Below are 24,953 nucleotides of genomic sequence, written 5' to 3'. Positions count from 1 at the left end.
ATTTTTCATTACTTGTGCAACGGATTGAACAATGCTATAATCCAGTTCAACAACTGCATTTATACTTTCATTTAGGCCCTTTTAGGGCTCGTACAACTTGAAGGCACTGTTATCGTAAGGTACATCCTCGGTCCTCTTTCCTGGCTCCGATGTACCTTTTTTTGGTTTTCCCACAGTTATTTGTATCATAATAAAATCAGGAGGATTATCTATGTTACTTGAAGCTGTCTATCACCGCCCTAAACTGAATTGGTCCTATGCTTATGACTACGAGACTATTCATCTCCGCCTGCGCACCAAAAAAGATGATATGCAGCAGGTGTTCGCATTTGCTGGCGATAAATATATATGGGATCAAAGTAAGGAATTGGTTCCGATGCAAAAGCTGATTAGTGATGAGCTATTCGATTACTGGGAATGTGCCGTGAAACCACCGTTTCGTCGGCTCAAATATGGTTTTCTTCTAAGAAGCGAAGATGCTGAAATCTGGATGACGGAATATGAATTCACTCCGGATCGTCCTGAGAATCCCGATCGGTTGTTCGAGTATCCGTTCCTGAATCCAAACGATGTATTTATCGTTCCTGACTGGGTTAAGGACGCCGTATTCTATCAAATCTTCCCTGAGCGTTTCGCTAACGGCAATCCGGATATCGATCCAACTGGCGTACTGCCTTGGGGTGGTGAGCCGGAACGGAACAATTTCTTTGGCGGAGATCTGCAGGGGTCATCGATCATCTTGATCACCTGAGCAAGCTTGGCGTTAACGCCATTTATTTCACGCCTGTCTTCGAGGCAACGACCAATCATAAGTATGATACGACCGATTACATGAAGATCGACCCGCATTTCGGCGATGTGGACACAATGAAGAAGCTGGTCAAGGCTAGTCATGAGCGGGGAATCCGGGTTGTACTGGATGCAGTATTTAACCACTCCGGCAAATCATTCGCACCGTTTTTGGACGTTCTGGAAAATGGAGAAGCATCCCGTTACAAGGACTGGTTCCATATTCACGAGTTTCCGCTTGATTCGACCAAAGGGCTGCCGACCTATGATACATTCGCGTTTGAGCCGATTATGCCCAAGCTAAATACCGCCAATCCGCAGACCAAGCGATACTTGCTGAACGTGGCCGAGTTCTGGATTAAGGAGGTCGGCATCGACGGCTGGCGGCTTGATGTCGCCAACGAAGTGGACCACCAGTTCTGGCGCGATTTCCGTAAAGTAGTCAAGGAAGCTAATCCTGAGGCATACATTCTCGGCGAGATATGGCATGAATCTTCCGGTTGGCTGCAGGGCGATCAGTTCGACGCCGTCATGAACTATCCTTTTACTAACGCAGTGCTTGATTTCGTTATCCATCAGAAGCTAGATGCACGTGGCTTCGCCAATATAATCGGTCAGCAAATTTCTCGTTATCCGCAGCAAGCGAACGAGGTAGCCTTTAACCTACTGGACAGCCACGATACTCCACGCTTGCTGACACTCTGCGATGGCAACAAGGATAAGATGAAGCTGGCTGCCTTGTTCCAATTTACTTACATGGGTACACCATGTATTTATTACGGCGATGAAGTCGGGATTGATGGCGGACCAGACCCGGAATGTCGTAAATGTATGGAATGGCGGTCTGAACATCAGGATCAGGAGCTGTTCGAATTCTACCGCAAGCTGATCGCTTTACGCAAAGAGATCGATCCGCTACGTACCGGATCGATTAGGTTCCTGGAAGCCGAGAGAGGCGGCTCGAAGCTCGCTTATGAACGCAAGCTCGGCCAAGAAACCGTCATCGTGCTATTGAACAATTATGATGCGGCTCAAACCTTTGAGATCACGACAGTTAAGTCCTGGGTTGATCGGATAACTGGTTCAAGCTACACACCGGTTGGCGACAAACTGATGGTAAGACTTCCTGCTTACGGTTACTCTATTTTGACGCTAGAATAATAATCTCTCCATTCAGAACGATCCCCTCCTGAGTTACATTAGGAGGGGATCTTATCTATATTTATCGCGCTACGCCGTGCAAACGATACCATAACAGGGGAGATTTAACACAAAATTTGTTATTCTATTTTTGCATTTATTTTTGATGGATTAGTGAACTGAATCTAGGCTCTACTTACTTTTAGGGGGTATCTATTTACTTTCGATGCTGTTTCGATTAATATTACTGTGTAAAGCAAACGGTTCCACAAAGGAGAGTTTTCAATGGCCGTTACTATAAAAGACGTCGCCAAAAAAGCGGGAGTATCGCCCTCCACAGTGTCCCGGGTGCTGTCCAATCATCCTCGAATAAGCGCAGAGACCTCAAGAAAAGTTAAGGAAATTATGGATCAGCTCGGGTATCATCCAAATATAATGGCCAAGAGTCTCGTATCCAAGACGACAAACAGCATTTGCATTATGCTACCGAAATCTGCCGAAGAGCTGTTCTCTAACTTTTTCTTCATGGAGTTAATCCGCGGAATTGTTACCCAGGCTAATCGTCTAGGCTTTGACGTATTGCTCAGTTCTGGAGCTAATGAGAAAGAAGAAGTGGAATGCGTATCAAGGCTATTGAACGGGCATCGGGTAGATGGAGTAATCCTGCTCTATTCACGAATTAACGACCCTGTAATTGACTTTCTGTATAAGAACAACCACAACTTTGTCTTGATCGGGCGCAGCGAGCAGTATCCCGATATACTGTCGGTCGATAACGATAATGTACAGGCATCCTACGATGCCACGAAGCATTTAATTTCGCTCGGACATAAACGAATCGGCTTCGTCAGTGGACCACCTGAACTCGTCGTTTCCAAGGATAGATTAAAAGGATATTTACTAGCTTTGAATGATGCTGGCCTAGAGACGAAGCCGGAATGGATCGTTGAAGGGGAATTTCTACAGGAAAGCGGTTATCGGGCGATTTCCTTCTTCATGAATCTCCCCGATCGCCCTACAGCGATCGTTCTGATTGATGATGTTGTCTCCTTCGGTGTATTGCGCGGACTGTACGAGCTTAATTACAAAGTTCCTGAGGACTTATGTCTGGTGAGCTTCAACAATATCCCGCTCGCAGAGATGTCTACACCACCACTTAGCAGCGTAGATATCGGAATATACAATATGGGATATACTGCTTCTGGGATGCTTATTCAAGCTATTCAGAATAATAGCGGCGACAAGACCGTTCCAGGAAGATACATTATCCCGCATCGTTTGGTAGTTCGTGAGTCTTCTATCTTCTCAGTCCAAAAAGATTAATTCAACTGGCTACCGGAACAACTACCGAACAACTATCGACTTCGTTTTACCGTTGAAGATTCAGCTAATATCTTGCAAAAAATAATGGAAGCTCACCGCTTCTTTTATTTTTAACTGCTTGTTCAAACGTTTGCGCTAATGGAGGAGGAGAAATAATGACTCACATTCAAGCCTGTCTGTTCGACCTTGACGGCGTCTTGGTAGACACCGCCAAATATCACTATTTAGCCTGGAAGCGGCTAGCCAATGAGCTAGGCTTCGATTTTACAGAGCAGGATAACGAGAGATTAAAAGGCGTTAGCCGTATGGCCTCGCTCGACATTTTACTAAGTATTGGGAAGCTCACATTAAGTGAAGCTAAAAAGCAGGAACTCGCTGCACGCAAGAACGACTGGTATGTCGAATCGATATCCCAGATGGATCATACAGAAATCCTGCCCGGAGCGCTGGTGTTTCTACAAGCCTGCCGGGATAACGGGCTCAAGACCGCTCTAGGTTCAGCCAGTAAAAATGCAATGACCATTCTGAACAATACGGGACTGATCCCTTATTTCGATGCCATCATCGACGGTACCCGTACCTCCAGCGCCAAGCCTGATCCTGAAGTGTTCATACTTGGTGCCCAAGAGCTTAACGTATCCCCGGAACGGTGCGTTGTCTTCGAAGACGCTGAAGCCGGGATTGAAGCGGCGCGCCGGGCCTGTATGAGCTGTATCGGTATCGGATCACCAACGACGCTTAGTCAAGCAGACTTCGTAATCGCTTCCTTGGCTGATATGACCGTGGAACGTCTAAAGCAGCTTGAACAAGCTTAAGCAATCGTTAGCAATGGAAATTAATGATGTGAAGAATGCATAGTTTCGTTCACCACTATTAAACATAAATTGACTGTGACAAAAAGGAGAAGATCACCGTGAAGCAATATTTGAAGTTAGATGAATGGTCCATCATCGAAGAGTCCTTCGATCCGCAAAACCATGAAATATCCGAAAGTATCTTCAGTATCGGCAACGGATATATGGGACAGCGGGCCAATTTCGAAGAGCAGTACAGTGGTGCAAGCCTGCAAGGCAGTTATATGGCAGGAGTATACTACCCTGACAAAACCCGTGTAGGCTGGTGGAAGAACGGATATCCTGAGTATTTTGCCAAAGTACTGAACAGTACGAACTGGATCGGTATCGATGTCACGATCGATGGCACCACCCTTGATCTAGCAGAATGTGAAGTGAAGGACTTCGTACGCGAGCTAAATATGAAGGAAGGTTATCTGTCCCGCCGTTTCACCGCTGTGATGAAGGATGGTAAAGAAGTCGCTGTGGACACGATCCGCTTCGTCAGTGTTAAGCGCCATGAGATCGGAGCGATCCGTTATACGGTAACGCCGCTCAATTTTGCCGGAACAATCACGCTGAATCCTTATCTGGACGGCGATGTACAGAATAAGGACTCCAACTATGAGGAGAAATTCTGGCTGGAGGTGGAGAAATCCGCGGCACCTGAGCTTTACTATCTGACTGTGAAGACGAAGAAGCTGGACTTCCATGCGACCTCGGTGATGTCTTTTGATGTATTTAAGAATGGCTCCAAGCTGGATATCCAACCTTCTGTAAGTGAAAAGGAAAAATACGTGGCCGGCGAAGTTAGCGTTGAGGCACAAGCTAATGAGGCCGTTACCTTGTTCAAATACGTAGCTAATGTTACATCCCGCGATCATGGCCTCGGCGAATTGATCGAAGCTGGCACAAGCCTGCTCACTGAAGCGAAGCAAGCCGGTTTTGATACTTTGCTCAGCGAGCAGGCTGCTGGATGGGCTGATAAATGGAGAGACAGCGATATTATCATCGAAGGTGATGTCTCTGCTCAGCAGGCTATCCGCTTTAATATTTTCCAATTGAATCAGACCTATAGCGGCGAGGATGACCGCCTCAACATTGGCCCGAAAGGCTTCACTGGTGAGAAATACGGCGGAAGCACTTATTGGGATACAGAAGCGTACTGCATTCCTTTCTATCTCAGCACCGCGGATTCCCATATTGCCCGCAATCTCTTGATCTATCGCTACAAGCATTTGGAGAAGGCCAAGGAGAATGCGAAGAAGCTTGGCTTCACCAAAGGCGCCCTTTATCCGATGGTAACGATGAACGGTGAGGAATGCCATAACGAATGGGAGATTACGTTTGAGGAAATCCACCGTAACGGTGCGATTGCCTATGCCATCTATAACTACGTGAACTATACCGGGGACTTTGCATATCTTGGCCAATATGGACTCGAAGTGCTGGCTGAGATCTCCCGCTTCTGGGAGCAGCGCGTGAACTTCTCCAAGGCCAAAAACAAATATGTTATGCTCGGCGTTACTGGACCGAACGAATACGAGAACAACGTCAACAACAACTGGTATACGAACCGGATGGCTTCCTGGACGCTCGAATACACGCTGGAGGTACTTGAATATCTGAAGGCTAACGAGCCAGACAGATACGAGGCTCTGATCGCCAACCTCGATTTGCAGGAAGAAGAGACTAAGCAATGGCAGCATATCATCGACAATATGTATTATCCATACGATGAAGAGCGCAGCGTATTCCTGCAGCAGGATGGCTTCCTGGACAAAGAACTGATCGCCGTGAAGGATCTACCGGCTGGTAATCTGCCGATCAACCAGAACTGGTCTTGGGACCGCATTCTGCGTTCCTGCTTCATCAAGCAGGCTGACGTACTTCAGGGCTTGTATTTCCTTGGCGATCGCTATGATCTCGATACGAAGAAGCGCAACTTTGATTTCTACGAGCCAATGACGGTGCATGAGTCCTCCCTGTCCCCTTGCGTGCATTCCATTATTGCCTGCGAGCTCGGTTATCAGGAGAAAGCCTATGAGATGTATCTGCGGACAGCCAGACTCGACCTGGATAATTACAACAACGATACCGAGGACGGCTGTCATACCACCAGTATGGCGGGTACCTGGATGTCCATCGTACAGGGCTTCGGCGGCCTACGCGTTACAGACGGCGAATTGGTTCTGCGTCCTTTTGTACCCTCTCATTGGGACAATTTCTCGTTCAAAGTTATGTTCCGTGACTCTCGCCTGAAGGTGAACGTAACTGGAGACATTATTCATGTCATTAATGAGACGGATACACCTGCGGCAATCTGCGTTTATGACACGAGCTATACCGTGGACGGACATGGCGAGATCAAGCATCAGAACTCTTCCACAAAATAAAATAATATATATGTTGAACTAATGATAATACGGATAGTGGCAGTCGGGTGAAATGTTCTTCCGATCGCTGCCCTTCACAGATTTCTTGATTTAACAGAATCCAATTAGGTAGAAATCCGTTCAACATCCGACGAGAAACACAAAAAGGCCTGCCTGAATCCCAATGATTCAGGCAGGCCTTTTGCTTATGATATGGCAAGCACAATCATGCCTACTCCTTGTACTTGAAGTTGATGCTGCTTCAGGAAGAATACATCTTCACTACCAAATCGCACTTCCCAATCCCCAAGCTCTGGAAGCTCGAGCGTAATGGGTTCCGGATTGGCATTGTACAGAACGTACAGATGGCGATCGGAGTCACCTCCGGCATGGTTACGCAATGTGTAAGCAACCGCATGATCTGGCGCCTGTTCAAAATGAAGATGCTCTCTAATCTCCCGCGCCGTTCTCAAGCGGAAGGCAGAGTGTGACTGTCGTAACTTGATTAGACTGCACATATACAGTACGTCGCTCTGACGTTCTTCGCAGCGTTGCCAATCCATCCAGTTAATCTCGATCGAAGACTTGAAGCTATTCCCCACCCCTTGCTTTGTACGCATGAACTCCTGTCCGGCGTGGATGAATGGAATTCCTTGACTCGTTAAGATCATCGCTGAAGCAAGCCGATGCATACTGCGCTGCTCCTCTTCCGTATGGCCGTCCGTAGAGAGTACAATCTTATCCCATAACGTATGATTATCATGGCATTCTACATAATTAACCGTCTGATCCGGCTCCGTGGCATATTGTGCAATTGCTCCCTCGTACTTGATTCCGCCGGCAATTCCCCGCTTCACTTTCGCTTCGAAGCTACGTCCTAGACTGATGAAGCCCTTCAGCTCATATTCGAAAATATCGCCCTTCACCGCATCCCGGAAGTCATCATTGAACTGACCAATACGTGGAAGGCGATCGGCATTTCTCTGATTGGCACGCTTGGCCTCCGGTAATACCGTATTCATCATCCAGCCCTCGCCGATCATAATAATGGAAGGGTCGATCTCATCGAGACGACGCCTGATCTCATTCATCGTAGCAATATCCATTAGTCCCATCAGGTCAAAGCGGAAGCCGTCCATATGATATTCCTGGGCCCAATATACGACCGAATCGACGATAAACTTGGACATCATCGCCCGTTCCGAAGCACATTCATTCCCACAGAAGCTGCCGTTAGAGAAAGTTCTATCCTCTTTATATCTTAAATAATAGCCAGGAACGAGCTTAGTGAAGTTGATCAAATACCCATCATAGACATGATTGTACACGACATCCATAATGACCCGGATATCGCGGTCATGTAGCGCCTGAATGGTCTGCTTCAGCTCCTTGATTCTAAGCTTCGGCATATACGGGTCCGTGGCATATGAGCCTTCCGGAACATTGTAATTTTTCGGGTCATAGCCCCAATTATATTGCGGAAGCTCCAGCTTTGTCTCATCTACGCTCTCCGTCGCATAATCATATATCGGTAGCAGTTGAACATGGGTTACACCAAGTCCGGAAATGTAGTCAAGCCCCGTTGGAATCCCCTCCGGTCCAGTCGTTCCGCTCTCCGAAAGGCCAAGGAACTTCCCTGGATAGCTGCTTCCGCTCTGCGGATGAATCGATAAATCCTTGACATGTAACTCGTAAATAATTGCATCTACTGGTGCCGCCAATGAAGGCCTGTCTTCCGTCCACCGCTGTGGATCCGTACTACGCAGATCGATAACAACCGCGCGATCCCCGTTGACCCCTACAGCTCTAGCATAGGGATCAATCGCCTCATTCCACTGGCTACCTACCTTCACACCATACGTATAATACCAATGATTACAATCCCCGCTTACGGTAAGCACCCAGGTTCCACGAACGTCACGGACCATTGGCTTACTCTCTACAAGCGCGCCGTCCCAGCTATCATAGATCATAACGCTCGCTTCTGAGGCTGTTGGCGCCCACAGCTTGAACGAAGTCTGTTTCGGGGTATAAGTAACCCCTAGATCATCGCCATCATAGTAGAACATTCCATCAAATTTCTCATCAAACACGGAAATTCCATTCGTTACGGCAAGATCCCCATAATCCGTAACTACGTCTATTTCTTTCTGTACCGACACTGGCTTCACTCCTATCTCATCAAAGTGTGAAGGTGCGTGAAATCGAGAAAGGTCATATTAGATGCCACTGTATCATATGGCAACAAATCCCCAAAACGTTCCGCACCAACACAACCTGTCTAATGAGGAATCAGCTGCAAATAAAAGTTACCAGACAGGTTGTCCAAAAGACTGTATATCATGCATTCTAGCATCGATCCACACTTTGAGCAATCGTTTGCACAAAGTGTTATCTGTCGCCATGTATATATTCCCTCTCCACCGATATGCTAAAAAGAACCGCTATCACTTGCTTCTCAAATGATGGCGGTCCTTATGATGTTTACATGACAATTAGGCTATTCCATCTTCTCCATCATACCCCGGGCGATCCAGACTCCCGCAGCGCCTGCCTGCGCCAGTCCTCGGGTGATTCCCGCTCCATCCCCTCCGCAGAACAAGCCGCTGATCTCCGTCTCCAAATTATCTGAGAGCTTCGGACGCGCGGAATAGAATTTCGCTTCTACTCCGTAGAATAGTGTATGCTCTGAAGCGATCCCTGGGGTTACTTTGTCCAGCGCCTCGATCATTTCGATCAGGCTCTTCATCGTATTATACGGCAGGACAAGCCCAAGATCTCCGGGTACTGCCTCCTTCAAAGTCGGCTCCAGGAAGCCCTCTCCGATCCGCCCCGTTGTCGATCTCCTGCCACGCAGAATGTCACCATATTTCTGAACAATCACCCCACCATTCGATAGGTCGTTCGCTCTCTGGCAAATCTCACGGGCATATTCATTGGGCTTGTCGAATGGATCGGTGAACTTATGAGAGACCAGCAAGGCAAAATTGGTGTTCGCTGAGCCCAGTGCCGGATCTTTATATGAATGACCATTTGCCGCCATCACTCCCGTATGGTTCTCTACGACCACATGGCCGGAAGGATTGCTGCAGAAGGTACGAACTCGGGTCCCCACTGAGGTGTTGAATATGAACTTTCCTTCATATAGATGTTCGTTAATTTCACGCATGACAATGTCGGAGGTCTCCACACGCACACCGATATCCACTTGATTATTCGTCATCTTCAATCTGCGCTTCTTCAAGATGTCCGACAGCCATACCGAGCCATCCCGCCCTGGAGCTACCATAACCTTATCCGCTTCGTATACATCACCGTTCTTCAGAACAATACCTTGTACCTGATGCTGCCCATCCTGTTTGACAGTGATTATATCTTCAACTTCTGCTTTGAATAGCATATCGATCCGTGATTTTAAATATTCATAAATGGACATCAATATTTCTAAATTCTGCTCTGTTCCCAAATGGCGTACTTGGGCACGAAGCAGCTTCAATCCAGCCGAGTAACCGCGCTGTTCAATGCTGCTGATCGCATCGGTCGTCGGATCAGTGATCGTCGTGGTCGCCCCATGGTCGAGGTTGATCTGATCAACATATTTAATCAGTTCAAGCACTTTGGACGGAGGTAAATAATCATTCAACCAGCCGCCGAATTCCGTTGTAATATTGAACTTCCCGTCACTGTAAGCCCCTGCTCCTCCGAACCCAGCCGTAATCGAGCAGGCTGGCAGGCAACCCGCAAACTCCTTGCGACCGGCAGCAGGCGGACAGAGCGTAATCTTCTCCTCAAGAATCGGACAGCGACGACGATAAATGTCATGTCCCTTGTCCACCAGCAGCACCTTCCAATGCGGTGCCTTTCTCGTAAGTTCATAGCAAGCAAAAATACCAGGTCCTGCCCCAACGACGATCACATCATATTTACTCATTTATGTCCCTCCTGAAGTTGAAAAAATAACAAAAAATCCTGGATCTACAGATAGGTATGCGAAACATGCCTATCGTAGCCAGGACTTTTACGGTTCCTTGTAGAGACCCTCAAACCATATCATTGAGGATATACGATTTATGAGCTAAACATTTAATTTCATCAACAATTACAGCTTACCAAATCACGCGAATAAGTCAATAAAAGAAATATGTTAATATTCGTATTTTCACAGATAATTCATAGTTATCTCACTTAATTATCGTATTAATCCCCAAAAACACGAACATTATATAGAGCCAAACCCTTGATTTATCATGTTAATTCGCTTTATGTCGAGTGATATTATATAATAATATTGATATTCATATTTTATATTTTATTAGTTGAAGGAGTAGATGTAGAGAATGGACAGTGACAGGCTATTGGGTTTAAATTTGGTTATGGTGGCGATTCTCATCGGATTAACGGCGTTCTTCGTTGCGGTGGAATTCGCAATCGTCCGTGTAAGAGAGAGCAGAATAGATCAAATGATTCTGGAAGGGAACAAGAAGGCGCTCGGCGTCAAACAGATTATTACTCATCTGGATGACTATCTGTCTGCTTGTCAGCTGGGAATTACGATTACAGCTCTCGGACTCGGTTGGCTAGGGGAACCAACGGTGGAAAGAATTTTGCACCCTCTATTCCACAGCCTCCAAATACCTGAAGCAATCAGCAAAGTGCTATCATTCATTATCGCATTTGTGGTCGTCACTTATTTGCATGTCGTCGTTGGAGAACTGGCTCCCAAGACGATCGCGATCCGTAAGGCAGAGACTGTTGCCATGCTAACAGCCAAACCGCTCATTTGGTTCAACAAGGCAATGCGTCCCTTTATCTGGACCTTGAACGGATCTGCTAATCAGCTCGTTAAGCTGGTCGGTATTAAACCGGCCTCAGAGCATGAAGAAGCCCACTCGGAGGAAGAATTACAGATCATTATTAACGAGAGCTTCGAGAGCGGAAAGATCAATCAAAGTGAATACGGCTATGTAAACCGGATCTTCGCTTTTGACAATTTATTAGCCAAAGAAATTATGGTGCCACGTACCGATATGGTGTGTTTATATACAGAAAAATCCCGCCGGGAGAATCTGGACATTATCAAGGAACAGCAGTATACGCGCTTCCCGGTCGTTAGAGGGAGTAAGGATAATATCATCGGATTTATTAATACGAAGCAGTTCTTCCTTGCCTCCGAGGATAATCCAGATCTGGATATCGCCTCAATTCTACAGCCTGCTATGGCGGTATCGGAAGTAACTCCGGTGAATGAGCTACTGAAGAGAATGCAGCGCGAGGGTACCCATATGGCGATCCTGATCGATGAGTATGGCGGAACCGCCGGACTCGTGACCATCGAAGATATTCTCGAAGAGATCGTTGGAGAAATTCGTGACGAATTCGATAAGAAGAAGAGCAACCGCTCGTAATGGTCAAAGAGAACCATGTCATCGTCGATGGTAAGGTTACGGTTAACCATATTAATGATCTATTCATGGCTGATCTCAGCACAGATGATGTCGATACAATCGGCGGCTGGCTGTTCGGGACGAATCCCGAAATGAAGGTTGGGGAGACACTCGAGCATGAAGAACTGACTTTCAAGCTACTTGAGAAAGAGCCTAACCGTTTCCGTAAGCTGGAGATTATCAAGCTAGAGCCTGAACAAATCAGAGCCTAGCCTATTCATGCAAAGACCCCTCAGGCTGCACCTGAGGGGTCTTTATTTATATCAACCTCTTATAATTTCAACTGCCTCTTTATGTCGGATACCTCTTCATCATCAGGCTCCTGCTCCCGTATCTCACCCGATAATATATACCGATGAACGGCTCCACGGTCTCCTTATAGCCCGGTCTCGCTGCTCTCTTGCCTTGCCCCTTCGAACTTCTATCATCATTGAGTTGCATGTACTGCAGCGTCTCCTGAGGAGTCAGCCCAGGCTTTACTTCATAGCCTTCATCACGACTAAGCGAGAGCAAGCGGCGATACATGAACCGTACTCTCTCCTGATTGTTATGCATATCCTCATATCGTTCCTGACGCCGACCCAACCGGGTCAAGGCATTCCGCCAACGCCCCCATTTCTGCCTCTCCTCTTTCCAGGAGAAGATGGAGGTCTCCTCGTCACGATAAGCCTTATTCTGACCGGACAGATCCTGTCTGCGCAGTAAAGAGAGTAAGCGATCGATACCACGCTTCCAGAAGCCACCTGCATTTTTGTAGAGCCAGTAGATCGCAAATCCAATCATGACTGCGATCACGACGCCGCCAATCACATAGAAGAGGATATCCAAAATCTGCGATAATAGGCCTGGCTTCTGCACTCCCTCTGGAAATAACATCGCCGGCGGCGTCTGAACTTCTTCGGGCTGCGGGACCTCCGGCTTCCCAGATGGGCGTGTGATCCAAGCAACGATATATCTTACGACTTGTATTAACCTATTGCCGATCCAACGCCCGGCTCCTGCAGCAAGCAGAACGACCAGCCCCAGAATAATGAGAATAAAAACCGTATTATGCCGGCGCAAGCCCCTTGGTAGCGGGGAATGGTCAGACATCGTCGTATAACGCAAGTATTCATAATTCGTTATGAACAGCGCGATCACCAGACATCCTGCCCGAGCCAGGTAATCAGGCCAAGCTCTCCACGCAGCAGAGCGACTTTGGAATAGACGATCCCGGCCACAAAATAAAGCGCAACTCCATACCAGTAAAATTTAGACTCGCCCGACCGATCCGCAGCTGTCATGCCTTGTAATGCGAAGAGCGCTGCGCATAGTCCAATCAAGGGGGAGAAGCCTACTGCCCCACTCCCTAAGAAAACAACGGCACTTACAGCTCCGATCAGAGCGGCGGCCCCAAGCTTCTTCCACAATACAGGTACATAACTGAGAATAGCTACGCCGAGAAAAGAGACAAACGGTAATATCACCAGCCAGGAGAAGGGCAAATATTGCGGACTTAGAAGGATAATTCCGACAAGATAGAGCGGCATCAGCACTACCATCTCGCCAAGACAGGACAAGCATAATTTCAACGTTTTTATGATGTAAGCGGTATCTTCATTTCTCACTAAAATGCCCTCCATCGTCAATACCATCGCATATTCATCAAATGGGTGCTTTATGAACAGCATAGCATAGCCATGGAGTTCCAAACAATAACAAAGGATCCTGCCCCGCATCGGGAAAGATCCCACTTCCTAGATCGCTGTAATTGAGTTATAGTCTTGGAGATTTGGCGCAAATGGCTGTCCACTGTTCTTTTTGACCCCATGCTCATGCACTATCATCGCCCGAAGGCCATCTTCTAATGAATATGATGGAGACCAGCCTAGTAAGTTTTTGGCCTTATCATTGCTTAGAATGCTACGATCGATATCCCCGGCTTCTGAGGCATAAATTGTACGGAATTTGTCTTCTCGTACAGTTCCTGCAATCTTCCACTTAACTCAAGCAGAGAAAGTCCTACTCCACTACTTATGTTGAACGTCTGATACGAACCTACGCTCAGAGCTAGGGCATTCGCGACTGCGACATCCCGAACATAGACAAAATCCCTTGTCTGGCGTCCATCGCCATATATGATCATCGGCATTCCTCCTGCCATTCGCTCGATGAACGCCGTCATCACACCGTCCTCGCCGGTTCGATGCTCACGTATACCATAAACGTTCGCATAACGAAGGATAGTATAATCAAGATTATACTGAGTGGAGAATGAACGGATATAACTCTCTGCCACATACTTCGACATCCCATAGAAGGATTGCGGGTCAAGCGCACACTGCTCCTCAATCGGATAAATATCAGGGTTCCCATATACCGCTGCCGAAGACGAAAACACGATTTTCCTAACTTTGTACCTGACACATGCACGAAGTACATTTATCGTTCCCATAATATTAATCTCGGCATCCAGATGCGGATTCTCATAGGAGCGGGGTACGCTTACGTGGGCGGCCAGATGGATACAATAGTCAGGCTGCTCAACGGCGAAAATTTGCTCCAGATCTTCCGATACAATATCAGTCTCATAGTAGGTAACCGACTTGTCCTCGGGCAGCTTAGGATCTTTCCGTTGATCGACTACAATTACCTGACAGTCCTGTTCTAGCAAATGGCTTACTGTGTGGCGACCGATGAAACCTGGCCCCCCGGTAACTAACACCTTCATCTTCTTCTACTCTCCCATTCATCAAGAGGTCGTTCAAAAAGTCCGTTTTTGATCACGAAGTGAATCAGGAAACAAATTCGGCATCGAATCTTAAATTCAGCCGGGCCTAAGCTCATGCTTACGAAGTCATGTTTCCTACGGAAACATCTTAGGTGCTCACGTACCAACTACGTACGCTCCGCTCCTCAGGCCCTAGCTTCATCTAACCTTCTCGGTGCTGAAAACCAGCCTTTTTGAACACACACTTCTATATAATCCGTCTTAACACTTTATGAATGAGAGGGTTAAAATATGCTCTACACATATATTCATAGTGCAGGTTTAACAGAACAGCACCTGCCGTCCCTGAATATTCATCCAAGGGTAGCAGGTGCTGTCATTGATTGATAGTTATCCAAATCAGATAAATCGGTACATTTCGTACTGTTGGATCGGGTCCTTCTGAAACCGAAGATGTTGTAGGAATCCATGTACCCCGGCATTATTAGAGAACGATATCTGAAGCCGCGTCAGAGCCAATTCATGAATAGCATTATTCAGTAGCAATTGCGCTACTCCGTGACCCCGTTCGTTCTTATCAACGACCAATAGACTGATCCGCCCCTGGCGGGTAATAGCCATAACAGCTACTAATTTGCCGTTCATCATGGCCCCATAATACACATATTTATTCGATCGACTGATATAGTCGAGATCATTCTGCCAGTTCATATGGAAGTACTCTCGACCCTGTACTGCTTCTATAAACTGCTCGTTATTAATCTGCACGATACTAGGCCTGTCGCGCCCTGACTCATCCATATGTGGCAGTGTCATTAAACCAGATACATCCGCCAGAGTATAGTAAGCAAGATCATATAGTTGCTGATATCCAACATGGTTATAGAAGGCTATCGCCCGTTCATTCCCCTTAATAACCTCCAGGTAAAGCTGGCGGCAGCCCTGCTCGACAGCCTCCTGGTGGTGCAACCGGAATAGTTCTTTGCTTACCCCTTGCCCGCGCAGATCAGGACGGATGGCGAGCGCACCACAACGCATCGTCCGTATCCCTTCATACTCCTTGATGCCACCAAGTATAATACCGACCGCCTCGCCTCCATACAACGCTACAAAAGAATGCTCCAACGCATTCCCTTCCTGACCGAAAAAATGGGCGGCGAACTGCTCTTCGGTAAGATCGAGCTTGACCATATAATCTACAAATCCAGCTTGAAAAGCAGTGAATAATACCTTCATATCCTGTTCCGTACCGCGATAATATTTGAGCATCTTCTTACCTCCTTCATGCAATCATTCATCTTCCCGTTCCTTAGAGGATGGCACCCACCAATAAAGGTTATTTCTAGCAGCGCTCCTCGCTGCTATGAAGCCGCTGACTCTGCCTTCCCAGTCCCGGGAATCTCCATCCATTCGATTCCGTTGCCCCGCCGTAACAGTTGATCTGCTGTAATTCTCAGCTTCTCACCCTGATGACAGGAAATCAGTAGAAAATCGGTATCCACTGGATCCTCATTCAGCACCTCTTCAAGCAGGGTCGACATAGAGACCGTTCGATCCAGAACAAGTCTGGCCAGCGTCGTTAGTAAGAGCTCCAGCTGGCCGGCCGCAGCGGAGGGCTCAATTCTAATGGACTCACGCGGGCCATAGATCAGATGACCATTGCAGATCAATCCAGTCTCGACCCCACTGCGCAGCGCCTGATCGGCGACCGTAGCCGCATATCTGATTCCCAGTTCAATCCGCTCTGCGTCATTAATATTACGCCACATCGTATCGCTATCCTCGAGATTGAGACAGATGACAAGCCGATGATCCGCCGTATAATCTCGTTTATGGACCTGCAGCGCTCCTGTACGCGCAGTCGCTTTCCAGTTAATCGATCCCATAGCATCACCTGCACGATATTCACGGACCCCCGAGGTCAAGAACGGGTCTTCCACAATCCAGCGTCGTACTGCAAGCTCTCCGATCCAGCTATGATTCGGCAGCGGAAGCTCTTGCAAAGCAAGAATCTCCGGATATACAAGCAGCTCTAGATTGAGTGGGAATTTCTGCGCTTTGGAGATCAGACCAAGTGGATCACCCGTTGTCAGCGTGGCAGTCTCCAGATGGTATAGGCCTCGCCGCGAGCATATAACCTGATGATGTCTCTTTATCCGACGATAGGAACGAAGATAGAATAGACTGATATGATTCTGATAGATATCACCGGAGTAAATATTCAGGTTAGTCTGATCGCCGAACCGGAGCCCGGTCGGGATGCTTGATTCTAGCCGCATCCAGGGAAGCGGCAGCCATTTTGCATTGGAGATAACCTCGACCATCTCGACCGTATCCCCTTCGAACACCGTATCTCTAGTAAAATAACGGGTATAGGTCAGGCCTTTCATCGCACTTCGCTGATATACAAGCGCCAACAATCCGATCAGGATGGAGGCACTAACAATTAACCAAGTTAATTGCATGCTCTAATCACCTACTTCCCTCTACCTATCAGCACATCTTCCGCAGGAACCTCCACTTCCCCTAGTACTTGGCGCACCACGGCATCACTTTGCCGATCATCAGGTCGAAGGCCGTGGCGAACGATTAGGCGATGAGCGAGCACCGGCTCTGCGACCCGCTTGATATCATCCGGAGTCACATAATCCCGACCTTGAAGCAGAGCGATCCCCTGTGCGGCTCGCATCAGAGCGGTACTTGCTCTTGGACTAGCACCAAGCCTTACATCGGGATGCTTCCGAGTTGCCTCCGTAATATGGACGATATAGCTCAGCAGATCCATAGACACAGTGATCCCTGCGACAAACCGTTGCACAGCAGCAACTTCCTCACCTGTAACCACTGGAATTAGTTCCTCTAGCGGGTTCTTCACCTGGAATCGTTGCAAAATGTCGACGCCTTCCTCATGCGTAGGGTAACCGACCTCAATCCGCATCAGAAAGCGGTCAAGTTGAGCCTCAGGAAGCGGGAATGTCCCCTGGTTATCGACCGGATTCTGTGTGGCCATCACGAAGAACGGACTACCGAGATCATGTGTCATGCCGTCTATCGTCACCTGACGCTCCTCCATACATTCCAGCAGACTGGACTGGGTCCGCGGCGTTGCCCGGTTGATCTCATCGGCTAGCAGTACCTCCGTGAACACAGGACCTGGCCTAAATTCGAACTCATTCGTCTTCTGATTATAGAAATTAATCCCACTCAAATCTGAAGGTAATAAATCGGGAGTAAATTGAATTCTCTTAAATTGCCCATTCAGAGAACGGGCAAGAGACTTAGCCAACAGCGTCTTGCCTGTACCTGGTACATCCTCCAGCAACACATGTCCATTACCGAACAAGGCAGCCAACAACAGTTCAATGACTTCACTCTTCCCTACGATAACTTCACTGACATTGGCATGAACCCGTTTCGATATCGATATTGCTTCCTGCAAGTCCATTGATCATCACCGCCTAGATATGTATATTCTTCCTCCTATTATCATATAAGAAAATCTCTAACGTGACCATTCAAGGATGAACAACTATGACTTAAAGATTTCCATACAAAAAAGCCCGCTGCGATTCAACGGGCCTTCGTGATGATTATAAATTTATGCTCTGGCTTCAACACCACTTAATATCGTACGCTCCAGTGGGAACAGGCTACCCTCACCTGCAGCTTCCTGGTAGATATCTTTGAGCTGATCGCGCAGTTCCTTCGCTTCAGCCAAATAAGAGATCGAATGCTTCATCGAAGTGGAATAGCCGTTCTTGACCGTTAAAATGGCATCCTCAAACTTCTCATCTGTTCCTTCATCGATAGCCAGTTGATATACGTCGAGAATCTGATCCCCTTGACGGGCAGGGAAATGTTCATGTGGTGCCGTGCTATCGAATATTGCAAGACCGAGCTCCGGAAAGACCAACATATCCAGACTATTCGGATCAAAGCCACAATGATATATTTCTGTGTCAATTCCCTTTAACTCGGCAGAAGCAGCCAAACTCTTAAATAGAGTCGATTTGCCCGAACCCGGACGGCCTTTTACATATATGCGCGTCTTCAGACGGTCAGTCAGATTAGGAACGAAATCAACGGCCCCACTCCAGGTAGCAGCACCAAGGAAGCGATGTACAGTTTGCGCCTTCTTGCCCGCTCTCACGGGCAGCAAATACTGCTCCGACCACTCCGCCGCCAGCGTATTCATCGCCTCGCGATCAAGGTGATCAATATAAATCTTCTCCCAATCATCATGGATACGAAGCGTCTTCAGAAAGGTGTCATACGCCTGCTCATAAGCCGTGTCGATCTGCTCTTGTAGCCGTTCGATCTCTTCGGACGAAGCCTCCAGCTTGCTTGCATCAAGCACAGAGCAGAGGTCGATATATTTAATGTCCGCTCCGCCGGTTCCGCATCTACCGTCCAAGCATCTCCATCGACGATCCCGAATGATAGATCCTTAACAATAATCCCCTCAAGGAACTCCTGATCAAGAGGTTGATGTATTCTCTGCAGGGAGAAGCCCCGCTGCTCTAATGCCGCAGCAATCCGCCCCATCATCGCTTCCGTTCCCCCGGAAAGCCTTGCAGCACATAAATGGTGCTGAGTCCTTGAAATACCGAATCCGCCAAACTGACTAATCCCTGCGCTGTATTACCACGCATGAAATAATGAAGATCCTGCTCTGCCATTCCCAGTTCTGCCCCTTTCTCTTTACCGAAAATCAGTACCCTACACTTTATGCATCAGGTTACGACTGTGTGTTTGCCTATAACTTACGGTAAGATTCACGAAAAAGGAGAACCAGGATCCGCTTAACCTAGAGATCAACCCCGAGGACACGTGATAACTTGATCTGCCCCTGACCCAGCAGTACATTTAAATAGCAAGGTCATAGCTTCAGCCATTGCTGTAGCTCCACAACAGAGCGAATCGCATATTCCTTCTGTATCAGCGAGCCTGCTTGAAAAATAATTAACGCTGGGACGCTGGAGATTTTCCAATCCTGCGTCAGATCCAGCGCATAATTGATATTTATTTTGGATACCGGAATCGTCCCGCCTGCTTCGAGAACTATGTTCAGCATTCTCTCCGCCAGCTTACAGGTCCCGCATAACGGTGTATAGAACAGTACCGCCTCTCTAGAACCCGTCTCATTCCAACGAACCTTCAGTTCTTTCTCAGAAATCTCCTGCACGGCCATATCATATGCTCCTTAACATTATTAAAAATTAACTATCTTATTTGTCTTAGTATTGATCTAGTTGCTAGCAGATCTTAACTGCTACCTCCCCGTTTGCGATATCCACTTGGCGATATCCCCGTAACTCTCTTAAACACGCGAGAGAAGTAGAACATATCCTGATAACCCAGTGCCTCGGCGAGTTCTTTAACACTCATTTCTGTATTCAGTAGTAAATTTTTGGCTTCAGCTATCTTTAAACGATGGATAAATTCATTGAGCGGATATCCGCTGTGTTCATGGACGATTCGACGCAGCGTAGATACGGATATATGATGTCTGTCCGCGATTTCCTCCGGTTGCTGCTCAACATAAATAGAACGGGCCAGGTCCTCAATGACTTTTAGCGTAAATGTTCCACGATGACCAGCCTGGGTCTGCTCTACCTGCACCACAAGTTCGTACAAAAATAGCTCCAGCATCATAGCTGCTCTGTCCAAGTTGCCTGGTTGGTTGCTATCAATCATCATAAGCATCATTTCCATCCGATGCAGCAGCGCATCATCAACTACGCCATGCTTCACCAGTTCAGGATTATGAAGCCAGTTCTGCAGCCATTCGTCGACCCGCTCGCCTGATACCGTGAAATAGTACTCATCCCAAAAACCACCACTATTTGGTCCATAATTAAATACTGCCCGGGATATAGACAGAACCAGGATCCAGGTAAGACCCTCTGCCTCTCCCCATCGTTGACCTGATAGAAGCCTTCCCCACCCGTTATCATGACAAACGCCCAATGAGCGAACTCAGAATTGGTTCTTTGCAGTGTCCTCCCAGGTAAATGTCCGGCGCTATGGAAGGCCAATGATTTATGCCTCAGCTTGCTCGGATCGACGAGTGGCTCATAGGTGCGAATCGGATATGGGCTGATCATATAATCCATATATTTTGTCATCCTGAACATTCTCCCTTACAAATTCTTGTGATAGATTGTAGGTAATTGAACAAATAAACCATGCCGCTGTGAATGAAGTACATAATATTGTAGCAAATTCGCTGCGGGGATGAAAGGATGTAAGCGTAAACAATGAAACAGGTAAAAATCGGTCTCATCGGCTGCGGATCCATCTCAGAATGTCATTTGAACGCCTATCAAGCAAATCCTCATGTCCAACTGTACGCGGTCTGCGATCTGAACGAGGAAAGAGCCAAAAAAGCTGCAGAAAAGTATAACGTACCTCATGTCTATACCGATTATCGCGATCTGTTGGCTAACTCGGAAATAGATGCTGTCAGCATCTGTACCTGGAACAATTCCCATGCAGAGATCAGTATTGCTTCTCTTGAAGCCGGCAAGAATGTACTTTGCGAGAAGCCACTCTGTAAAACTGTAGATGAGGCTCTTCGCGTACAGGAAGCCGTACATCGCACTGGCAAGACGCTGCAGGTCGGCTATGTTCGCCGTCATGCTTCCAATATTGAAGTACTGAGACGTTTCATTGATGCAGGCGATCTGGGTGAAATTTATTTTGCCAAAGCCAGCTTGATCCGCAGAATCGGTAATCCCGGTGGGTGGTTCTCCGATATTGAACGTTCTGGCGGCGGACCGCTGATCGATATCGGCGTTCATGTCATTGACCTGTGCTGGTACCTGATGGGCAAGCCAAAGGTTAAATTGGTAACCGGCAATACGTATCGTAAGGTAGGCAACCGCTCCAATGTTCTGAACTATGATTTCTATAAAGCAGCAGACTATGATGCTTCCCATAATACGGTAGAGGATATGGCTAACGCTTTGATCCGCTTCGAGAATGGAGCTTCCCTGATGGTTGATGTCAGCTTCAATCTCCATGCGACGCAGGATTCGCAATCGATCAGCATCTTCGGCGATAAAGGCGGTGCCGAGCTCGAACCGCAGCTGAAGATCACCACAGAACGACATAATACGATGATTAATATCGATCCACAAATCACATATCCAGGATTCGACTTCCAGGGTGCATTCAACCGTGAGGTCAATCATTTTGTAGAATGTTGTCTAGGAAATACCGAGACGATCTGCCCTGTAGAAGACGGAACTCAGTTGATCCAGATTCTGAATGCTATCTATCAATCGGCTGCAGAGGGACGAGAAATTCAATTCTAATAAATTGGTTCTGCACCTGTTAGGTAGAGTGCCGACAGCCTAAAAATATCAAGGAGAGTGAATAAAGGTGAAATTGACGAACAAAATCGGTGTCATTGTAGACAGCTTCGGAATCGGTGTTCGTGAAGGCTTAAAGAAAGCGAAGGAAGTTGGAGCGGAAGGCGTACAAATCTACGCTGTGTCGGGCGAAATGGACCCGGATCAGCTTAGCCCAACCCAACGCAAGGAACTGCGCCAATACATCGCTGACCTTGGGTTAGAGATCTCGGCGTTATGCGGTGATCTGGCCGGTCATGGCTTCCAGGATGCAGCCGCCAACCCGGCAAAAATCGAGAAATCCAAGAGAATTCTCGACCTGGCTATGGATCTTGGCACCAACGTAGTGACTACCCATATCGGAATCGTCCCAGAAGACCGCAATAGTAAGATTTACACGGCGATGCAAGAAGCCTGCGAAGAGCTGGGCGTCTATGCGAACAGCTTGAATGCGTACTTCGCTATAGAGACCGGACCAGAACCAGCAGCCCATCTGAAGAGCTTCCTGGATACGCTTAGTACACGCGGCGTCTCTGTTAACTTCGACCCTGCCAATATGGTCATGGTTACAGGCGATGACCCGGTAGAAGGCGTCAAGACGCTCAAGGATTACATCGTGCATACGCATGTCAAGGACGGACACCGTCTGCGCCTTGTCGATCCTAAGGACGTTTACGGCTATCTCGGCTATGATGCAATGGATCATCAGAAGATTGCCGAAATGGCCAGCTCCGGAGCAGCCTTCGAAGAAGTTCCGCTCGGGGAAGGCAAAGTGGACTTCCCTGCCTACTTCGCTGCTCTGCAGGAGATCGGCTATAAAGGCTACCTAACCATTGAGAGAGAAGTCGGGGATAACCCTGCCGCTGACATTGAGAAGGCCGTTAAGTTTATTAAAGCTTACCGCAATTAGAGATGTTGAACTAAAGAAGTAACAGGAAATAGGCATAAGGGTGAAATGATTCTGGAGAAGCGTAGCGTTCGCCTTTGTGAACGGATTTCTACCTTGTTGGATTCTATAAAATCAAGAAATCTGTGAGCAACAGCGATCGGAAGAACATTTCACCCGGCTGCCTTCATCCGTACAATCATTAGTTCAACTTATATTGCTTTACAGAGAGAAGGAGATGACTTGTCATGAAGCTGGGAATCAGCTCTTATAGTTTGTATCAGGCCATGCAGGCAGGGTCTATGGATATTCTAGGTGTTATTGATTGGGTGAAGGAGCTAGGAGCCGAGCATATCGAGATCGTTCCACTTGGCTTCAGCTTAGTAGAGAGTCCCGAACTAATAGATCAAATCGTTGAGCGCGCCGCAAAGGCTGGAATCGATATCTCCAACTACGCCATCGGCGCCAACTTCATTACTGATTCGGAGGAAGCCTACGAGGCTGAAATCGAACGAGTAATGAAGGAAGTAGATGTCGCTCACCGACTTGGCGTCAAGCTGATGCGCCATGACGTTGCTTCCGCCCGACACCTCGATCGTGAACTTCAATGCCGACCTAGAGCGAATCGCGAACGCCTGCCGTAAAATCGCTGATTATGCCAACGGCTTTGGCATTACGACAAGCGTGGAGAACCATGGCTATTACGTACAAGCCAGCGACCGGGTTCAGACGCTGGTTCATACCGTTGGCCGGGATAACTACAAGACGACGCTCGATATCGGTAACTTCGTCTGTGTTGATGAAGATCCGATTCGCGCGGTCAAGAATAATATCAGCATCGCCTCTATGGTGCACGTGAAGGATTTCTATATCCGTCCTGCCGATCGTAATCCGGGAGAAGGCTGGTTCCCAAGTGCAGCAGGCCGTTACCTGCGCGGAGCCATCGCCGGACAAGGAGACCTCGATGTGCCAGCTCTGCTGGGTATCGTCAAGAGCTCCGGCTACGACGGATACTTGTCGATCGAGTATGAAGGCATGGAAGACTGCAAACGCGGGACGAAGATCGCCTTCGATAACGCGAAGCGCATCTGGAATGAATTGTAGCTAATAGAAATGGGGCTATACCCAACGGGTACAGCCCCTATCTTTTATTTGCCTGGAGACGTCTTAATCAGATCTTGCATCGGCCGCAATTCACGATTAACGTCGTAAGGATAACGATTCAATACCTGAAGTAGCAGCTCGTGCAGCTTACTATTATTGTCGACTTGCTGTAGAAGGTCCTCCATTTGAGCGATAAGTTGCTTATACTCCTGAATATGATCCGCTCCGTAGACCTCGAACTCGAAAAAGGAGTTACCGAACACCGTTGCCCGCTTAACACCCTGGAATTTAACATAACGCGCTTGCTTCGCGTCAAAGGTAATAATATCGAGATTTCCTTTGGAATGGATCACCCCGTCCTTATCACCAGATACGCTGGTCCAATTGGTCTTATCCGTGGACACCAGCAGCTTGAATTTCTCGGCATAAGCCGCCTGCCAGCGGATAATCACCTTACTGATATCCTTGACATCGCCTAAGTCGACCAAAAACCAGGCATCATCTACATAAGCACTGGACCATCTGGAGGTTGGGGAGACATCCCCATCAACTGCCATGTCCGGCGAGTAGTACGGAAATTCGGTGGCGGAAGATTCCGCTTTTTGATGCAGGGCCAGATTGTCGCTGTTCTGCAAATCGATCGCCTTGTTGTAAATCATGACATTATCCAGCACACCCTTAAAAGCATTTGTTGCACTGCCGATCCGAAGCGTTGGCAAAACTAGAGTATTCATTTTAGGGTAGGTCTCCTCCATCCGTTCTACATACTCATCGATATTAACGAATAAGGTCACACCTTTATTGTCGCCCTTGAACGTTAGATGTGTCCACTTGCCTTCCGGAACGGAGTAGTTAAACGTGCTGTCGTAATGCTCCTTCGTAAAGCCCAGCTTGCCTGTGCTGCCCTGCTTCAGCTTCAGTGTTCCTACCGGCGATTCCATCAGAACTGCATCCGCCGGATTACCCGGATCGGGCTTGATCCACATGGAGGCCG

General features: G+C 47.7%; 19 protein-coding genes, 3 pseudogenes and 1 riboswitch. Of the genes and pseudogenes, 8 read left to right on the top strand and 14 right to left on the bottom strand.

The features are described from left to right. Window positions 1-211 precede the first annotated feature (211 nt). From RE628_RS02540 to RE628_RS02525, 4 genes and pseudogenes are all read left to right on the top strand, one after another. A pseudogene (locus RE628_RS02540) lies at window positions 212-1,950 on the top strand (alpha-glycosidase). Window positions 1,951-2,214: 264 nt separating this feature from the next. Continuing rightward, window positions 2,215-3,252 carry a LacI family DNA-binding transcriptional regulator gene (locus RE628_RS02535; RefSeq protein ID WP_309157253.1) on the top strand — a complete coding sequence of 346 codons (1,038 nt, stop codon included), beginning with the start codon at window positions 2,215-2,217 and terminating at the stop codon, window positions 3,250-3,252. 155 nt (window positions 3,253-3,407) lie between these two features. Next, window positions 3,408-4,067: a beta-phosphoglucomutase gene (pgmB, locus tag RE628_RS02530; RefSeq protein WP_309157252.1), complete on the top strand. Its 660-nt coding sequence runs from the start codon at window positions 3,408-3,410 to the stop codon at window positions 4,065-4,067. 98 nt (window positions 4,068-4,165) lie between these two features. Beyond that, window positions 4,166-6,481 (top strand): glycoside hydrolase family 65 protein, encoded by a 2,316-nt coding sequence (locus RE628_RS02525; RefSeq protein ID WP_309157250.1) that lies wholly within the window; start codon window positions 4,166-4,168, stop codon window positions 6,479-6,481. 185 nt (window positions 6,482-6,666) lie between these two features. On the opposite strand, the gene pulA is transcribed toward RE628_RS02525, so the two are convergent. Together pulA and RE628_RS02515 are read right to left on the bottom strand one after the other, a co-directional pair. Further along, complete coding sequence (pulA, locus tag RE628_RS02520) at window positions 6,667-8,622, bottom strand: type I pullulanase (protein ID WP_309157249.1); 1,956 nt, start codon at window positions 8,620-8,622, stop codon at window positions 6,667-6,669. A 338-nt stretch (window positions 8,623-8,960) separates the two neighbouring features. Continuing rightward, the gene (locus tag RE628_RS02515) at window positions 8,961-10,391 is read right to left on the bottom strand and encodes an NAD(P)/FAD-dependent oxidoreductase (RefSeq protein WP_309157248.1); all 1,431 of its coding nucleotides are present in this window, start codon (window positions 10,389-10,391) and stop codon (window positions 8,961-8,963) included. Between the two features lie 55 nt (window positions 10,392-10,446). Next, window positions 10,447-10,547: riboswitch (purine riboswitch) on the bottom strand. Between the two features lie 250 nt (window positions 10,548-10,797). Here RE628_RS02515 and RE628_RS02510 point away from each other — a divergent pair. Then, window positions 10,798-12,116, top strand: a pseudogene (locus tag RE628_RS02510) (hemolysin family protein). 79 nt (window positions 12,117-12,195) lie between these two features. On the opposite strand, the gene RE628_RS02505 reads toward RE628_RS02510, so the two are convergent. The 11 genes from RE628_RS02505 to RE628_RS02455 all read right to left on the bottom strand — a co-directional run bounded on the left by RE628_RS02505 (window position 12,196) and on the right by RE628_RS02455 (window position 20,584). Continuing rightward, window positions 12,196-13,044, bottom strand: coding sequence for a hypothetical protein (locus RE628_RS02505; protein ID WP_309157247.1), 849 nt, complete (start codon window positions 13,042-13,044; stop codon window positions 12,196-12,198). Next, window positions 13,041-13,511, bottom strand: coding sequence for a hypothetical protein (locus tag RE628_RS02500; protein WP_309157245.1), 471 nt, complete (start codon window positions 13,509-13,511; stop codon window positions 13,041-13,043). The genes RE628_RS02505 and RE628_RS02500 overlap by 4 nt, the downstream gene beginning before the upstream one ends. A gap of 287 nt (window positions 13,512-13,798) precedes the next feature. Continuing rightward, window positions 13,799-14,614: an NAD-dependent epimerase/dehydratase family protein gene (locus tag RE628_RS02495; RefSeq protein ID WP_309157244.1), complete on the bottom strand. Its 816-nt coding sequence runs from the start codon at window positions 14,612-14,614 to the stop codon at window positions 13,799-13,801. 399 nt (window positions 14,615-15,013) lie between these two features. Then, window positions 15,014-15,883 carry a GNAT family N-acetyltransferase gene (locus RE628_RS02490; protein WP_309157243.1) on the bottom strand — a complete coding sequence of 290 codons (870 nt, stop codon included), beginning with the start codon at window positions 15,881-15,883 and terminating at the stop codon, window positions 15,014-15,016. A 92-nt stretch (window positions 15,884-15,975) separates the two neighbouring features. Further along, the gene (locus RE628_RS02485) at window positions 15,976-17,079 is read right to left on the bottom strand and encodes a DUF58 domain-containing protein (RefSeq protein ID WP_309157241.1); all 1,104 of its coding nucleotides are present in this window, start codon (window positions 17,077-17,079) and stop codon (window positions 15,976-15,978) included. Window positions 17,080-17,090: 11 nt separating this feature from the next. Further along, on the bottom strand, window positions 17,091-18,059 hold the full coding sequence (locus RE628_RS02480) for an AAA family ATPase (protein WP_309157240.1): 969 nt from the start codon (window positions 18,057-18,059) through the stop codon (window positions 17,091-17,093). Window positions 18,060-18,212: 153 nt separating this feature from the next. Further along, complete coding sequence (locus RE628_RS02475) at window positions 18,213-18,971, bottom strand: hypothetical protein (RefSeq protein WP_309157239.1); 759 nt, start codon at window positions 18,969-18,971, stop codon at window positions 18,213-18,215. Then, window positions 18,872-19,162: a hypothetical protein gene (locus RE628_RS02470; RefSeq protein WP_309157238.1), complete on the bottom strand. Its 291-nt coding sequence runs from the start codon at window positions 19,160-19,162 to the stop codon at window positions 18,872-18,874. Before RE628_RS02470 ends, RE628_RS02475 begins: the two co-directional genes overlap by 100 nt. Continuing rightward, window positions 19,159-19,293: a hypothetical protein gene (locus tag RE628_RS02465; RefSeq protein ID WP_309157236.1), complete on the bottom strand. Its 135-nt coding sequence runs from the start codon at window positions 19,291-19,293 to the stop codon at window positions 19,159-19,161. The genes RE628_RS02470 and RE628_RS02465 overlap by 4 nt, the downstream gene beginning before the upstream one ends. Before the next feature lie 200 nt (window positions 19,294-19,493). Then, window positions 19,494-19,805 (bottom strand): thioredoxin family protein, encoded by a 312-nt coding sequence (locus RE628_RS02460; protein ID WP_309157235.1) that lies wholly within the window; start codon window positions 19,803-19,805, stop codon window positions 19,494-19,496. Between the two features lie 74 nt (window positions 19,806-19,879). Further along, a complete protein-coding gene (locus tag RE628_RS02455) occupies window positions 19,880-20,584 on the bottom strand; it encodes a helix-turn-helix domain-containing protein (protein WP_309157234.1) in 705 nt (234 codons plus the stop codon). A gap of 290 nt (window positions 20,585-20,874) precedes the next feature. Here RE628_RS02455 and RE628_RS02450 point away from each other — a divergent pair, with 290 nt between their 5' ends. The 3 genes and pseudogenes from RE628_RS02450 to RE628_RS02440 all read left to right on the top strand — a co-directional run bounded on the left by RE628_RS02450 (window position 20,875) and on the right by RE628_RS02440 (window position 23,959). Then, window positions 20,875-21,933, top strand: coding sequence for a Gfo/Idh/MocA family protein (locus RE628_RS02450; RefSeq protein WP_309157233.1), 1,059 nt, complete (start codon window positions 20,875-20,877; stop codon window positions 21,931-21,933). 67 nt (window positions 21,934-22,000) lie between these two features. Next, on the top strand, window positions 22,001-22,879 hold the full coding sequence (locus RE628_RS02445) for a sugar phosphate isomerase/epimerase family protein (protein WP_309157232.1): 879 nt from the start codon (window positions 22,001-22,003) through the stop codon (window positions 22,877-22,879). Between the two features lie 224 nt (window positions 22,880-23,103). Beyond that, window positions 23,104-23,959 (top strand): annotated as a pseudogene (locus tag RE628_RS02440) (sugar phosphate isomerase/epimerase family protein). Window positions 23,960-24,003: 44 nt separating this feature from the next. Here RE628_RS02440 and RE628_RS02435 read toward each other — a convergent pair. After that, entirely contained in the window at window positions 24,004-24,945 is a 942-nt protein-coding gene (locus RE628_RS02435) for a discoidin domain-containing protein (RefSeq protein ID WP_309157231.1), read from the bottom strand. Between the last annotated feature and the right edge of the window lie 8 nt (window positions 24,946-24,953).

Origin of the sequence: Paenibacillus sp. D2_2 (assembly GCF_031199965.1) — a bacterium.
Taxonomy (GTDB): domain Bacteria; phylum Bacillota; class Bacilli; order Paenibacillales; family Paenibacillaceae; genus Fontibacillus.
This window is presented reverse-complemented; position numbering and strand designations above follow the sequence as displayed.